Source organism: Pseudomonas sp. WS 5071 (assembly GCF_012985765.1).
In the GTDB taxonomy this organism is placed as follows: Bacteria; Pseudomonadota; Gammaproteobacteria; order Pseudomonadales; family Pseudomonadaceae; genus Aquipseudomonas; species Aquipseudomonas lundensis_A.
In genome coordinates, this window is record NZ_JAAQWY010000050.1 from 1 (window position 1) to 14,711 (window position 14,711).

The following is a 14,711-nucleotide window of genomic DNA, read 5'->3' on the forward strand; positions in this document are numbered from 1 at the left end:
CGCCACAGCTGTACATCGCGGTCGGTATTTCCGGCGCGATCCAGCACCTGGCGGGCATGAAAGACTCCAAAGTGATCGTTGCGATCAACAAGGACGAAGAAGCGCCGATCTTCCAGGTGGCCGATTATGGCCTGGTGGCGGACTTGTTCGAAGCCGTACCTGAGCTGGAGAAGCTGGTTTAATCCAGTCGCTTCACTTATAAAGAGCCCGGTCATCCGGGCCGTGGAGAAAGGCGGAACGCGGGTGTTCTGGCAAATTCTTCATGGCCTATGTGATCGGGCTTTTTAGTGTGTCTGATTTGGCTTAACGGAGTGTGAGGCATGGGTGTGCGGCATTTAAGCGGGTGGTTGACGGGGCTGATCTTGCTGCCCCTCGTGTCAGTGGCGGCAGGCAAATGCGAGCGCCTGATCGTGACGGGCAGCCCGGATGCGCCGCCATACCTCTGGCGCGACCCGGCCGATCCCGTGCATTTGATCGGTGCCAGTGCCGACCTGTTGCAGCAGGTGGCGCAAGACCTCGGTATCAAGGTTGAGGTGCTCTATGGCGGCAAGCGTTCCGAGGCGCAGAACGAGGTCCGTACGGGCCGTATGGACATGTTGGTGGATGCACCGCTGACCCTGGCAGGGTTGACTGCGCAGGACTACATTCACCCGCCGCTGGTACGTAATGACTACCTGGTCTGGACCCGCAAGGATTCGCCCCTTATTTATGAAACGCCGGATGACCTGCTTGGCCATACCGGTGCGCTTTCCGAAAAAGCCCGTATGACTGAAGCTTTCGACTCCTTTGCCCGGCACCAGCTTACGCTGGAGCGACAACCCGGCTTGACTCAAGCCTTCCAGAAGTTGCTGCTGGGGCAGGTCGAGTACGTACTGGCCGGGCGCTATGCGGGGATGGCCACCGTTCAGACGCTCGGGATCAGTGACGATGTGCTGGCCCATGCGCAGCCAATAGACCAGCCGGGGCTGTTTCTGGCGATTTCCCATGACTCGGCCTGCAATGAGCCGTGGTTGCGCGGACAGCTCGCCAAAAAGATGACAGAATTGCCGGCGTCCGGCCTGAGTGAGGCGGCACTGCAACGCAACCTGAAGCGGTGGAAAAACCAGCTGCAACAGCCGGTCAACGCTCCAAAACAGTAGGAATTCCCAGTGACAATTCGACCACTTTTTGCTGCCCTGGCCGTTGTGGCTTTGGCGGGCTGTGCAGCTGATCCTGCGCCGAATGAACAAATGCGTCTGACCGAGCAGGCGCTGGAACAAGCCCGTGCTGTGGGCGCCAATGCCGACGACAGTGCCGAGCTCAAACAAGCCGAAGACAAGTTGGCCCGCGCGTCGGCCGAGATGACCGAAAGCGCTTATAAAGATGCCCGTATGCAGGCTGAACAGGCCGAACTGGATGCGCGTCTGGCAGAGGCCAGTGTGCTGACGCTCAAAAGTCAGGAGCAATTGAACGTGCTCAACACGCGTATCGCACGTTTGCGCAAACAACTGGCGGAGGCCCAATGAGCATTAAGTCAGTCATGTATGGTGCGTTACTGATCACCGGCGCGGGGCTTACCGGCTGTGCGGGGCATCACGCCAGCGAACAGGCACTGCAACAGGCGGCCAGCGATTTTCAGTCGGTAAAAGAAGACACCAACGTGTTGCGTATCGCGCCCAAAGACGTGATCAGGGCCGGTGAATCGCTGGCCCGTGCCGAGCGTCTGTCCAGTTACTGGGGCAGTGGTGAAGATGTTGCCCACTACGCCTATTTGAGCCAGCGCTACAGCGATATCGCGCGGGAGCACACCCAGCAGGTACTCAATCAGGAGCGCGCCGCCAAACTTGAACTGGAACGTCAACGCCTGCAACTGGCCTTGCGGGAGGCCAAACTGTTGAGTGTTCAACAGCAGGGACAATGGCTGGAAGAGCAAATCCTGAACTTGGCGACCAACGAATCGGATCGTGGCCTGGTAATGACCCTGGGCGACGTACTGTTCGACACTGGCGAAGCGGACCTGAAGAACTCGGCCAATCGCACAGTGCTCAAACTGGTGCAGTTTCTTCAGTTGAACCCCAAGCGTGTTGTGCGCATTGAGGGCTACACCGACAGCACGGGCGGTAAAGAAGATAACCTCAAGTTGTCTCGCGACCGTGCTCAAGCCGTTGCTGACGTACTGATTGACTTGGGTATTGATGAAAAACGGATTCAGGTTGAAGGCTATGGCGACGAATACCCGGTGGATGTAAACGCCACGGAGCGTGGTCGGGCGCAGAATCGTCGTGTGGAAATCGTGTTTTCTGACGAAAAAGGTCAATTGAGCGCCGCCCGTTAATCCCTCTCCTCAATACATCACAGGTAGTCGCTGCCGGGCGGCGACTACAGGCGTACAAATTCAGTCTGTACCCATACAGTTACACCCAGCCCGGCACTGTACGGCTCAGATGGATGACAACTGTGCCCGTACACTTCTAAACTGTTCCGGTATTGTTCTTCACAACAAAAAAAACGCCTGAACATCGAGTGCTGTGCCATGACCAACCTTTTGCTTTATCAACGTATAGCCCAGCAATTGGCTGAGGATATTCGGCGCGGCGTTTATCAGCCCGGCGAGCGCGTACCGTCTGTGCGCAAAATGAGCTCGCAGCTCAATGTCAGTCATGCCACGGTGCTGCAGGCGTATGCCAACCTTGAAGATCAAGGGTTGATCCGCGCCCGCCCGCAGTCAGGCTATTACGTCCACCAAACGCCTGCCCTGACAGCGCCTACACCTGATATCGCGCGCGTTGAACGGCCGGGTCTGGTGACGCGCAGCAGCATCATCCAGCAAGTGTTGGTTGAATCGCGACGTGAAGGTGTGTTCCCGCTGGGTGCTGCGGTGCCCAGCGTCGATTATTTGCCCGTGCGAGCGTTGCATCAGCAGTTGGCCAAAGTCACGCGCTTCCACAGCCCGCGTGCGTTCAGTTACATGTTCAGCCCAGGTTTTGAGCCGTTGCGTCGTCAGGTGGCGATACGCATGCGAGATGCCGGCGTGGTCGTCGACCCGTCGGAAGTGATCATCACCCACGGCTGCGTCGATGCCCTGCAAATGTCATTACGGACCCTCACGCGCCCCGGGGACCTGATCGCTGCTGAATCCCCGACGTATTACGGGCTTTTGCAGCTGGCTGATTTGCTGGGTTTGAAAGTGATCGAGATCCCCAGTGATCCTGCCACTGGCATGAGCCTCGAAGCGTTGCAATTGGCCGCCAATCAATGGTCGATCAAAGCCTTGGTCCTGACCACGCGCTTGAGCAATCCGTTGGGTGGCACCATGCCAGAAGAACGGCAGAAGCAATTGCTGCGCCTGGCATCTGATTTCGATATCCAGATCGTCGAAGACGATATTTATGGCGAACTGATGTTCGAGGTGGGGCGCACCAAGGCACTTAAAGCCTATGACCGGCTGGATCGGGTCATCTACTGTTCGAGTTTTTCCAAAACGTTATCGCCCGGTGTGCGCATTGGCTGGATGATCGCGGGCAAATATCAGTCTGAAATTCAGCGCTTACAGACCTTCACCACCCATTCAGCCTGCAGCGTGACGCAGATGGGGGTGGCGGCCTACCTTGAAAACGGCGGCTATGACCGTCATCTGAGGCATATCCGGCAGGAATACCGAAAAAACCTGAGCGCTTTTCAGCTGGCTGTTCAGCAGTACTTTCCGGAAGGGACGCAAATGTCCCGACCCAGCGGCGGCTTCATTCTGTGGGTTAGCTTGCCGGGCCGGGTCAATACGCAAGAGTTGCATGTGCGAGCGCTACAGCAGGGCATCAGCATTGCACCGGGGTTGATCTTCAGTAATACCGAGCAGTTCAACCATTGCATCCGGCTCAATTGCGGCACAGCCTGGAACCGTGAGGCCGAACGCGCATTGATGACGCTGGGTATGCTCGCCAGTCAGTTGTGTCAGGAGGTCACTGGCCTGTACTGAAGGCCATGCGACATCAAGGTATGGCAATTTGCCTAATGGCGACTTGTAACGGTGTGTCTAAAGCGCGAGCATAGGCCCCTAAATCGTTAAAGCTGTGGGAGTTATGAAAGCGACCTATTGTGTGAGACTGGCGTTGGTGGGGGTGTTAACCGCGTTCAGCGCTGTCGCGGTGCACGGCGCGACACAACCTCAACCGCCTGCCACCCAGTCCGTCAAATCGCCGGAAAAACCTGCTGCCAGTGCAAAAAAAACTACCAAGAAACGCGCGCCTGTCGCAAGCAAGTCAAAATCGGCCCGCGAAATTGCCAAGAAGCGCTTGCCCAGTGCCAAGCTGGATTTGAGCCTGCCGCCCGAGATGGTCAAACAACTGCAACCTTTGGGCACTGTCCCCATGCCCAAACACAAACCATTGTTGCCAAACATGTTCGGTGAGAAGCCCGAACAAGACAGCCCGTTCCAGTTAAACGGTCGTTTGTTAAGCAATGAAATGGAGCTGCAATTGCGCAACGAAGCCCGCGACCGGCAAATCGAAGGTGCGGCGCTGGATTTCCAGTTCAAACAATAAGTGCCGAATGCCCAAAAACAGGCTTCTAAACTGACTGTTCAGTCACTGTCATTAATCAGCACATTCGGCTGAACGGTCAATTTCAAACGCCCGTTCCAGCGAGTACTATCCCTTGTCATCAACGCACTTTGCCCCGTTAAAGGAGCTAACGTCATGAATTGCCGTGAAGGCTGTGGCGCTTGTTGTATAGCCCCTTCCATCAGCACACCAATCCCCGGCATGCCCCAGGGCAAGCCCGCAGGGGAACGCTGCCTGCATCTGTCGGTCGATAACCTGTGCGATTTGTTCGGACGTCCTGAAAGGCCCGCCGTGTGCGGTTCGTTCAAGGCCGACATCGAGGTGTGTGGCAGCACGCGGGAAGAAGCCATCAACCTGATTGGGTGGTGGGAACAGGTGACGGCGGCATAGTGTGTTCATGTCCAGTGAACAAACCATCAACAATAAGGAATAAGACCATGGGTTCGTTGCATCGAGTAGCAATTGCATGTGGCTTGAGCGTGTTAATGGTGAGCGCAGCTCACGCAGAAAACTGGCAAGTGGCGAAGAATGAAGACGGCATAAAAGTGTCGCTTAGTGAAGTCAAAGATTCGAAATACAAGGCCTATCAAGGTGTGACCACGATCAAGGCGCCTATCGCCAAGGTCCGTGGTTTGCAGGAAGACGTAGCGGGGGCGTGCAAGTGGATTCACGAGTGCAAGTCGCAAAAGCTGCTTAAAACCGAAGGCGACAAGAGCTGGACGTACACGCAGTTCAGCACCCCTTGGCCCGTGACGCCGCGCGACTCTATTCTGGAAGTCACCACCACAGTCGGGGCTGACGGTACCGTGACACGCAACCTGAAAGGGGTGCCCACGTACCAGCCTGAAGAGAATGGCTTTGTGCGCGTGAGTCAGGTCGATGGTTTCTGGAAGATGGTTCCCAAAGGGGCCGATCAGACTGAAGTCACTTATCAGGTTCACACGGAGCCAGGCGGCAGCGTGCCATCTTGGTTGGCGAACAAGTTTGTCGTGGACGCCCCGTTTAACACCCTGAAAGCGCTCAAGGAGCGCGCAGAGAAGCAGTAAGCACTCTGCAGGCTGCCTGACGCTGTGCAGCGCATCTGTTAGGCGTCAGACGGCAGCCAAGCACCAGGACGGTTTTTATAAACCACTCTTTTTTTAACGCCGCGCTTGGCATGCGCTGTGCGACGGAGCTAATCTGCAGCCAGACCAGCGAAGTGTTCGACTGGCTCTGATCTTGTTCGCTACATGCTTGATCCCCGCAACGAATTGACGGTTGCATTTCGGGGAGCGTTGAAAGTCTATCCATTGCGAGGAGGACGTTTCATGAGCACAGCCCATCAAGAAGACCTCAGCAGCTATGTGCTGCGCCGCATGAAAGAAGGCGGTTTTGATTTTTCACGTATTCATCCCATCGAGTTTTACGCCATCTTCCCGGATGAGGAGCGGGCGCGTCGTGCTGCAGAAAAATTTTGTGGTGAGTCACTGAATGCGCAAATAAACGTTCGTGATGACGGAGCCTGGAATCTGGAATTGAGCAAAGTCATGTACGCCACCTATGGGGGAATTGGTGATTTCGAGCAGAACTTTGAGGCCGTGGTGGTTCCGCTTGGCGGGATTATTGAAGGCTGGGGCGTGAAGCAGGAGGTGCGTGGCCTTCTGAATTGAATTCAAACGAGTTACTGACGGCTGGCCTTCGGGCTGGCCGTTTTGCTTTACAGGCGCCAAAAAAAAGCCACCGCAGGCGGGTGGCTAAAGGGAAGTTCGACAATGGCTGCAAGTATCCGCGGACCGGTACGGCGGGTGAAATCATCACTGCCTATGTCGTTGATAGTCAGAAACTTATGGCTGGCGCTCAGGTGTCGACACTTTGCGCGTGGCCATGTGCTTGAGGTACTCGACGAGTTGCGCCAATTCTGCATCGGGTAACACGTCACGCGAAAAGCCAGGCATGCGGGCTTGAGGCCAATGGCGCAGGCTTTGCGGGTCGCGAATGTAGCGCGTGAGGAAGTCCGTGCCGAAATATTCGGTCGGGTTGTAAGGCATGTTCAAGTCAGGGCCAAACTGGGCGTCACCTGCGCCGTTAAGGCGATGGCATGCCATGCAGTTCTTTTGAAAAACAACAAAGCCCTGATTGGCGGGAGCGTCGGCCGCCAGTGACGGGTCGGGGCGCATGGCCGGGAAACGCTCGGCTACCGGCAACTGACGTGTAAAGCGTACGACTTGAAACGGCCATTGTTCCGGGCTGATATGACCTGCTTGCGGGTCTGTCCAGACCAGATAAAACGGCCCGGCGCTGGGCTTGCCTTTACCCAGGGAGGGCCACGGGTGTTCAGGGTCTTCAATGGCGAGCCAGGCTTTTGCCCCCTGTTGATTCAGCAAGGGGGCAGCACTGAGCTCCGCGGCAAAGCCGTCCTGTGCGACAGCTTGCAGATGGTCGTCAGGCTTGATCCCGTCCAGCAGCGTGGCTAAAGGAATTGCCCGATAAGTCATTTCGCGCTTGTACGACACATCGTCAGTAATGCGTACCTCCTGCACAGCGGGATGTTGCAGCAACTCGGCAGTTTGCCATGTACGGCTGACGTCACCCAGCTCAAGCCTGAGTTGGGCGGCAAATGATGGCAGGCTGAACAGGGCGGTAAAAAGCAGGCTGAGAAATTTCAATTGATGGCTGTAATGTCGTCGTCAGTGGGTTCGTCGCCGGGCAACACGTTCTCGGTCAGCGAGACGTGATCGAAAAGTGCATCGCGCAACTCCTCATAATTGCCGCCGTTCACGACGCCGAAATACCCATGTTTGATTAGCGTATCTTCGGCCTCGAGGGCATGTTGGTTCGTGTCACTGTAAATCACAATGGTGTTGTTGGGGTCCAGAACGACCAGGCTCAATTGATAGGCGAGACCTTCTGCGCTAATGCCGGTGCCGTCTTCCAGGGTGAGATCGACTTGCAAAGAGTTATGCAGATTGCCCGCCGCAAAATCGCTGTTGGTGCGCAGGTCCAAAATCAGCGCGCCATCATTGATTTCATCCACTGCACGGTTGACGTCAATGATGCCTGCCTGAGCGGTGCTGCAGATGAGCAGCAGAGCGGCTGCAAACCACCGGTGCATAGGGTTCCCTCCATCTGGACGAGCATTGAGATTGGCACACAAGTGCCAACCTCGAAAGTCGCCGCTATAAATAAGTGCGGGAGCCTGAATAATGAGCTGCTAGCCGATGACTTTGGTCAGGTTCGGCACGATCAATAGCAAGGTGGTGGCGAAAAGGATAAGTCCAGCCTGGCGGAGTTTAGTGTGCTTGAGCATGGCTATCTGCCTTTATTGTTATTCCTGAAAAACGGCACCGCGCGACAGTAACGGCATGTCCTTGCGTTTCGCTGCGGCTGACAGGTTTACCTTAGAGCCGGTATTCCACGTCGCTTAGAACCCTTTCACATCATGTAAGTGAAGAACGTTTCTAAAACGCTATTAGCTGTCACGCGTTATGTCTGATAGCCCGTTGCTAGACGCAACGGATAATCAAAGGGTGAGAGTACTTAGTGAGCTACCGTTCGTCAGCCCGTGGACGGACGGTCCTTTTCTATAGGTCATGCAACGCCCAGCGGCCTACGGAACCGTTTCAACGCGTGCAGTGCTTGCCTTGAATTACCGTTTCAAGGCAGGCTCTATGCATCGTTTTCATCACTTCTGTATTCATCGCGCCAGGTACTTTTATGTCGTTACGCATTTGCATTCTGGAAACCGACGTTCTGCGTCCTGAGTTTGTGGATCAATACCAGGGCTATGGGCAGATGTTTAAGCGTCTGTTTACTCAACAACCTATTCCCGCAGAATTTACGGTGTTCAATGTCATGCAGGGTGAATACCCTGCAGATGATGAGGCTTACGATGCGTATCTGGTAACGGGCAGCAAGGCCGACTCGTTTGCTACTGACCCGTGGATTGAAGCCCTTAAGCGTTATTTGCTGACCCGCTATGAGCGTGGCGACAAGTTGCTGGGCGTGTGCTTCGGCCATCAATTGCTGGCGCTGTTGTTAGGCGGCAAGAGTGAGCGCGCGAGCCAGGGGTGGGGCGTAGGCACTCACCAATACACGTTGGCAACCAAGGCACCGTGGATGAGCCCGGCCGTGGAAGACCTGACATTGCTGATCAGTCATCAGGATCAGGTCACCGCATTGCCCGAAAACGCCACCGTGATTGCGTCCAGCGATTTCTGCCCGTTTGCCGCCTACCACATCAACGATCAGGTGCTGTGCTTCCAGGGGCACCCCGAATTCATTCACGACTACTCTCGTGCGTTGCTGAACCTGCGTCAGGATGCGTTGGGGGCTGACGTCTACGGCTCGGGCATTGCCAGCCTTGCCAAGGAGCATCACGGTCAGACCGTAGCAGAGTGGATGATGCGTTTCGTGGCGCACAAGCCTGAATCCCAAACCGTGTGAGGGCCGAGCGCAGGTGACGTGGGCGGGCACTTGTCTGCCCGCGTATTTATAGCCAGCCCGAACGCTTGAAACTGGCCCACAACGCCGTTACGCCCACACCAATAAACCCCAGCACCCCAAAGTATCCGTAATGCCAGCTCAGCTCCGGCATGTTCTGGAAGTTCATCCCGTAAATGCCGGCCACGGCAGTTGGAAACGCAAGGATCGCCGCCCATGCGGCGAATTTTCGCTGCACAGTGCTTTGCCTTGAAGACTCCAGCAGCACAACCACTTCAATTGTCTGGCTGGCGATGTCCCGTAGCGTCGAAAGGTCTTCCATCTGACGGGTGACATGAATTTGCACGTCCCGAAAATAGGGGCGCATGTTCTTGTCGATAAACGGGAAGGTCAGGCGTTGCAGTTCTTCACTGATTTCCACCATGGGCGCCACATAGCGGCGCAATCGCAGTACATCGCGACGCAGGCTGTGCAGATGCACGATATCCGCCTCTTTAAGCGAGTTGCCCATGATGCTTTTTTCAAGTGCTTCGATCTCGGCGTGAATCGCCTCGCTCACGGGTTGATAGCTTTCAGTGACAAAGTCCAATAGCGCATACAGCACAAAATCTTCGCCGTGATCCAGCAGCAAGGGGCGCGCCTCACAACGTTGGCGCACGGCCTTGTATGAAGCTGAATGACCATTGCGGCAGGTGATGATGTAACCGTTACCCGCGAAGATATGGGTTTCGACAAACTCCAGTTTGCCCTCATGACGAATCGGTGAATAAATCACGATAAACAGCGCGTCGCCGAAGGTTTCCAGTTTGGGGCGGCTGTGCTGCTCCAGAGCATCTTCAATGGCCAGTTCGTGCAGGTTGAACTGGCGCTGCAAATTGCTGATTTCTTGTGCGTCAGGCTGCTCAAGGCCAATCCAGACGAAATGACCGGGCTTTTTGGCCCAATCGCTGCCTTCGTCGAGCGTGATATTGCTGATTTTCTTGCCAGCGTTGTACACCGCGGCAGCAACAACTCTCCCCATAGTTTTAATCGCTTCTTCTTCAAAGGGTTAGGGCACGAAGATGCAGCTTAGCGTGCAATGCTCCACTTTGAGTCAACAAACATTCAGAGGTTTGGGTTGGATGCGGCTTGCTTGCTCTTCCTGTCGCGCAGAGCTGATGGGTGCTGGCTTTGCTGGGCCATCACTTCGCGATCCATGGCCTCGATACAGTCGCGCATCTGTTCGCGGCACATTTCCATCAGCCTTGGCATGTCGTCCAGCGTCAAACCGGACGTCGGGATGGCGGGCAGAGACCTAATCTGTATATCTGCGCTGTGCCAGCGGTTGAGCTTCAGGTGTTGGCTGTAAGTGCTGACACACACCGGCACAATCGGTACTCCGGCAGTAATCGCCATTTGAAAGGCGCCTTTCTTGAAAGGCAGCAACGTTTTGCCCAAGTTCCGAGTGCCCTCAGGGAAAACCCAGATCGAGGTGTCTTTTTCCTGAAGCGTGCGGGTTGTGGTCAGCATCGATTTACGCGCTTTCTGCGCATTGCCACGATCAATCAAGACGTTGCCCGCCAGCCAGAACAATTGCCCGAAAAGCGGAACCCATTTCAGGCTTTTTTTACCGATGCATACCGTGCGGCGAGGCACGACATTGCCAAATACAAACAAATCGTAATTGGACTGGTGGTTGGCAATGATGACGCAGCTTTGCGGCTTATCCATCAGTGGGCCGACTTCGGTTTTCAGCTTATAGCCCATGATCCATTTGGACGGTAGTGCGTAGAGGCGCGCGCAGAGGCGGCTATTGTCAGGGTTGAAGGGCCGACACAGGCCGAGCAAAACACCGAGAACACCGGCCATCAGAAAATGCACACTCATCAACAACATACGGAACGAAAGTAGCATTTACAGGCTCGTCAAAACAAAAGGTGGCGCAGTGTACGGACGTGCACTGTATTCGGCAATTACTCAGATACATGTAGGAGATGGCTGATGTTTAAGCACATGTTTCAACGCGGGAGCGTGGGGGCGGGATAGAGCGTTTTCGGAACGATCACCAAAACAAGTAGGAAACAACGAAGGGCATCTCGACGGCAGGGTCAGTCGAGATGCCCGAGCCTCAAATCAGGTGAGCCTGATCGAGTTTGATTGCGTTATCGAGTGTGTCCAGCAGTGCCTTGCGAACCTTAAGCTTGGTGTTCTTGTGCGCTTTCATGTTGATTTTTTTCAACTGACGAGCTGCTTCGAGTGCCGCCGCCTGCAGCTCCTCGGGTTGTACCACCTTGTCGAGGAAGCCTGCATCCACTGCGGTTTGAGGGTTAAACATTTCACCGTTGATCACCGAGCGATGGAATGCCGACTTTCGCAGACGGTCACGGGCCAGCTCAATGCCCGCGTGATGCATGGTCATGCCGATTTGCACTTCATTGAGGCCAATGCTGAACGGGCCGTCGACGCCAATCCGATAATCCACCGACAATAAGAGAAAGGCGCCTTTGGCGACTGCGTGACCCGGACAGGCCACCACCACAGGGAATGGATGGGCCAACAGCCGGCGCGCCAGGGTTGAACCCTGAGTAACCAGACTGACCGCTTGTTCAGGACCGGCCGTCATCACCTTCAAGTCATACCCGCCGGAAAGAATGCCCGGCTGCCCGGTGATGATCACCACTGCACGATCTTGTTCAGCGCGATCCAGCGCTGCATTAAAGGCGGCGATAACCTCCGGGGAAATGGCATTGACCTTGCCGTTGCTCAGGGTCAGCGTGGCAATCCCGTCTTCCAGGTGATAAGCAATCAGGTCACTCATGGCGCAATTCCTTGTATTGAAGTGGAGCAGACGTTACCCAGCTGCGTGCGACAGGTAAAGCGTCGTGACTGACTGATGAGTCAGCTGTTATGAACGCTTCTTCGATATAGACGGCGTGCTGCGCTGGATCGGGCAGACACGTGCGCAGACAGGGATTGGCCGAAATGCTTCCTTTTAGACGCCTTAAAAAACCTGATGGGCGTAAGCGCATGAAAATTCTGAAAAAAACATTTGTCATATCGAAAGGTTTCGACTACATTAGCGCGCCTCGACAGACAGAACATGTTTGAAGAGATACGGTGAAGTGTCCGAGTGGCTTAAGGAGCACGCCTGGAAAGTGTGTATACAAGAAATTGTATCGAGAGTTCGAATCTCTCCTTCACCGCCACATTAAGTAAACACAAACCCCTGATTTTCCTAGAGAAAGTCGGGGGTTTGTGGTTTCTGGCGTCTGGAAAAAGGCGATCTGGGGACATCCATGGGAATACGGGCTGCTGAACTGCCCGTGTTCTGCCCCTGAATACCAGGGCTAAAACAGCACTTTTGGCTACATATTCAGGGCGTGTTGAAGGATGCCGATGACGTCCGGCCCATCCTCGTTAATCCTTGTCCCGTAGTGCTGGCGGATCATGTTCGTGCTGGTGTGCCCCACCTACGTAGAAAAACATGCCCTGGCTTGAGTGCGCCGTACGTTATGACCGGGCCCATACCTTCCACTATATGGGCCCGCCTTGTTGGCAGACGGCAGGGTACGGCGTGGACTTTCCGTTAGATAACTATGGGCGGATGGCCGACTTCATGCGCCGCTGTAAAGGCAAGGTGAGGGTCAGCATTAACGACCACCCGGATATACGGCGGGTGATCGAGGGCTTTCACTTTGAGACGGTGGATATTCGGTGCAGCACCGCGAATCAGCGGCAGCGGAAGGCTGAGGTTATCGGTGAGTTGGTGGTTATGAATTGGACGCCGGAAGCGCTTGGGATGTTGTTTTGATGTGAGGGTGTCGCGGGTATGAGTTCGTACCCGCGACAAATTTCTAGCTGCAAAGCCTAAGAGATACATCAATTCACTGTTGATGGGGGCGCCTAGTACCGTCATAACTTCTATGGCCTGATCTTGCGTCAGATCATTTTCACCCATCGGTACATACGCTGCTGCATGACAGGTTTTTCAGTATTGTTATTTGAAACTATCAGGCTATTACACCTGCCATCAATGTGATGGGCAGTTTGTAATTATCGAGTCGTGTTGAGTGATATAAGCGATTAACGTACTTCCTCGCCTTGTCCCTTGTTATGTAGCCCACTTGGGTGGTTCGATCTATCATTATCAGCTGTAACTGTCCGTGCGTTATCATGGATTAACCTGAGTCAATCTGAATAAACTCGCGTTTCGACATGGTGGGTATTTTTACAGGAAGGTGGCGTATGCGTACGGTGATAAATTATTTTAAACTTGATGGTGTATGTGTGTTTGTGGGGGTGTTTCTAAGTCTGTTTTTCAGGTTGCTTTGTTTGTTGTAGTCGTTCGGGTTGCTGCCGATTGCATGTGTGGCCGCTTAAGGCGAACCATGTGTTGATTGTTGTGTGTCAGAAAATTTTGCATAAAAAGAAGGTTGCGGATTTTTTTTTGTCGCCTAAGCTTGGCCTTGGGTTGCGTGCGTCGTGAGCCAAAATTGGAAGTTGGTTGTTTGTGTGCCCGCAAGGGCAGGTTGTGCTATTCGCCGTGGAAGGAGCTGCGATGAATATAGAGTGGCAAGGTGCTCAGGATATAAAAGATATTTACGGATGCCTTATAGATACTGAATTGAATGTTTCAGTTGAGGCTCGCGATCAGGCATCGGCTGTGATTACACACGCGCAAATGCAAAAGTTTGCCGAGCTTGGGATTTATACCTATAACCTGCCAGAAGCATGGGGTGGTTTGGGGTGGAAATATGCTCCGTGGGGGCACGTGTTAGAAAAGATAGGTTATTTGTCTCTGGACGTCTCTTTCCCTTTTCTAATATCTGTCAGGATGTCATTCATCACGGCATTATTAGCTGTTCAGCGTGCTGATATCAATGACGTGTATATAAAGGATTTGATAGAGGGAAAAAAAGCGGGCGCGTTTGCTTACACAGAGAACGCAGATGCATTTTCATTTTTATCATGTGCAGTGCCTGAAAAGGGTGCTGAGTACTACGTGTTAAATGGATTGAAAGCAATTGTCACGGGCGCAGAAACTGCAGATATTTTTTTAATGTTTGTCCGTGCAGAGACTGCGGATATCCAGGTGTTTTTAGTGCGCGCTGATGACCCGGGTGTTGCAATAACGCCTCGTGCCATGCACGGCTGCCGTTCCACGGGGATTGCCACAGTGGAAATGGTCAATGTCAGGGTACATAAGAGTCGATTGCTGATTGCAACGGATGGTCTAAGCTTTGCTCAGCGTTACTTCCTCAATTGTCGACGCGCTTTACAAACCACTTTATTTCTAGGGCGGGCGCGCGCAGTCATTGAGGCGACACTGGCATATCTTCACACCACTGTGCGCCATCAGCGCCCCTTGATTGATCTTCAGCATGTGCAAGCCTTGGTGGGGGAAATGTACATCTTGCTTGAGTCTGCCAGAACGTCAGTCTTTTACGCCTTGCATCGGCAAGACCGAGCGGAGTCCGATCCCTATTGGGATTCAGTCTCTTCGTCCGCAAAATACCAGGCTGTTGAGGCGGTGAATAAAATTGCTGCCTTGGCTTTGAATGTGACAGGTGGATGGGGATATACCGAGAGCAGTGGCATTGGCCGGGCGCAACGAGATTTTGCATCCTTGATTGCAGGTGCTGATCCTCAAGGGATGCTCCGATCAACTTGTCGTGCAGCCGCGGCAAGTTGCAATTTTCCAGGCACCTACAGCGTCATTGGACGAAAAGTGACCGAAAAATCATGTACGGAGAGCTTTTTCGACCGGTTCTCCGTGTT

Annotated in this window: 16 protein-coding genes, 1 tRNA gene and 1 pseudogene; 13 read left to right on the forward strand and 5 right to left on the reverse strand. The window is 54.2% G+C overall.

The window, feature by feature from the left end; all coding sequences use genetic code 11:
- The 9 genes from HBN61_RS21445 to HBN61_RS21485 all read left to right on the forward strand — a co-directional run.
- Positions 1–182 (forward strand): electron transfer flavoprotein subunit alpha/FixB family protein (locus HBN61_RS21445; RefSeq protein ID WP_218832131.1); only part of this gene is annotated, 182 nt, incomplete at its 5' end.
- 138 nt (positions 183–320) lie between these two features.
- Entirely contained in the window at positions 321–1,139 is an 819-nt protein-coding gene (locus HBN61_RS21450; RefSeq protein WP_170047864.1) for a substrate-binding periplasmic protein, read from the forward strand.
- Positions 1,140–1,148: 9 nt separating this feature from the next.
- Entirely contained in the window at positions 1,149–1,505 is a 357-nt protein-coding gene (locus tag HBN61_RS21455; protein ID WP_170047865.1) for a DUF4398 domain-containing protein, read from the forward strand.
- Positions 1,502–2,314 carry an OmpA family protein gene (locus tag HBN61_RS21460; RefSeq protein ID WP_170047866.1) on the forward strand — a complete coding sequence of 271 codons (813 nt, stop codon included), beginning with the start codon at positions 1,502–1,504 and terminating at the stop codon, positions 2,312–2,314. The genes HBN61_RS21455 and HBN61_RS21460 overlap by 4 nt, the downstream gene beginning before the upstream one ends.
- A 198-nt stretch (positions 2,315–2,512) precedes the next feature.
- The gene (locus HBN61_RS21465) at positions 2,513–3,952 is read left to right on the forward strand and encodes an aminotransferase-like domain-containing protein (protein WP_170047867.1); all 1,440 of its coding nucleotides are present in this window, start codon (positions 2,513–2,515) and stop codon (positions 3,950–3,952) included.
- Between the two features lie 103 nt (positions 3,953–4,055).
- Positions 4,056–4,517, forward strand: coding sequence for a translation initiation factor 2 (locus tag HBN61_RS21470; protein ID WP_169965810.1), 462 nt, complete (start codon positions 4,056–4,058; stop codon positions 4,515–4,517).
- Positions 4,518–4,670: 153 nt separating this feature from the next.
- Positions 4,671–4,925: a YkgJ family cysteine cluster protein gene (locus tag HBN61_RS21475; RefSeq protein ID WP_170047868.1), complete on the forward strand. Its 255-nt coding sequence runs from the start codon at positions 4,671–4,673 to the stop codon at positions 4,923–4,925.
- A 47-nt stretch (positions 4,926–4,972) separates the two neighbouring features.
- The gene (locus HBN61_RS21480; protein WP_170047869.1) at positions 4,973–5,581 is read left to right on the forward strand and encodes an START domain-containing protein; all 609 of its coding nucleotides are present in this window, start codon (positions 4,973–4,975) and stop codon (positions 5,579–5,581) included.
- Between the two features lie 261 nt (positions 5,582–5,842).
- Complete coding sequence (locus tag HBN61_RS21485) at positions 5,843–6,184, forward strand: ribonuclease E inhibitor RraB (RefSeq protein WP_094994860.1); 342 nt, start codon at positions 5,843–5,845, stop codon at positions 6,182–6,184.
- Positions 6,185–6,358: 174 nt separating this feature from the next.
- Here the strand turns inward: HBN61_RS21485 and HBN61_RS21490 are convergent, their stop codons facing one another.
- Complete coding sequence (locus HBN61_RS21490) at positions 6,359–7,180, reverse strand: cytochrome c (protein WP_170047870.1); 822 nt, start codon at positions 7,178–7,180, stop codon at positions 6,359–6,361.
- Positions 7,177–7,668: a rhodanese-like domain-containing protein gene (locus HBN61_RS21495; protein ID WP_249275399.1), complete on the reverse strand. Its 492-nt coding sequence runs from the start codon at positions 7,666–7,668 to the stop codon at positions 7,177–7,179. Before HBN61_RS21495 ends, HBN61_RS21490 begins: the two co-directional genes overlap by 4 nt.
- A 560-nt stretch (positions 7,669–8,228) precedes the next feature.
- On the opposite strand from HBN61_RS21495, the gene HBN61_RS21500 reads away from it, so the two are divergent.
- Positions 8,229–8,957 carry an amidotransferase gene (locus HBN61_RS21500; protein ID WP_170047871.1) on the forward strand — a complete coding sequence of 243 codons (729 nt, stop codon included), beginning with the start codon at positions 8,229–8,231 and terminating at the stop codon, positions 8,955–8,957.
- 46 nt (positions 8,958–9,003) lie between these two features.
- On the opposite strand, the gene HBN61_RS21505 is transcribed toward HBN61_RS21500, so the two are convergent.
- The 3 genes from HBN61_RS21505 to HBN61_RS21515 all read right to left on the reverse strand — a co-directional run bounded on the left by HBN61_RS21505 (position 9,004) and on the right by HBN61_RS21515 (position 11,751).
- The gene (locus HBN61_RS21505; protein WP_094994864.1) at positions 9,004–9,975 is read right to left on the reverse strand and encodes a magnesium and cobalt transport protein CorA; all 972 of its coding nucleotides are present in this window, start codon (positions 9,973–9,975) and stop codon (positions 9,004–9,006) included.
- A gap of 83 nt (positions 9,976–10,058) precedes the next feature.
- Positions 10,059–10,847, reverse strand: coding sequence for a lysophospholipid acyltransferase family protein (locus HBN61_RS21510; protein WP_169965808.1), 789 nt, complete (start codon positions 10,845–10,847; stop codon positions 10,059–10,061).
- 214 nt (positions 10,848–11,061) lie between these two features.
- On the reverse strand, positions 11,062–11,751 hold the full coding sequence (locus tag HBN61_RS21515; RefSeq protein ID WP_094994866.1) for a crotonase/enoyl-CoA hydratase family protein: 690 nt from the start codon (positions 11,749–11,751) through the stop codon (positions 11,062–11,064).
- Positions 11,752–12,049: 298 nt separating this feature from the next.
- Between HBN61_RS21515 and HBN61_RS21520 the strand changes: the two genes are divergently transcribed.
- The 3 genes and pseudogenes from HBN61_RS21520 to HBN61_RS21530 all read left to right on the forward strand — a co-directional run.
- Positions 12,050–12,139 (forward strand) — tRNA-Ser (locus HBN61_RS21520).
- A gap of 272 nt (positions 12,140–12,411) precedes the next feature.
- Positions 12,412–12,744: pseudogene (locus tag HBN61_RS21525) on the forward strand (DNA adenine methylase); the annotation flags it as partial.
- 747 nt (positions 12,745–13,491) lie between these two features.
- Positions 13,492–14,711, forward strand: a 1,220-nt coding sequence (locus HBN61_RS21530; RefSeq protein ID WP_170047872.1) for an acyl-CoA dehydrogenase family protein, incomplete at its 3' end; no start/stop codon positions are given.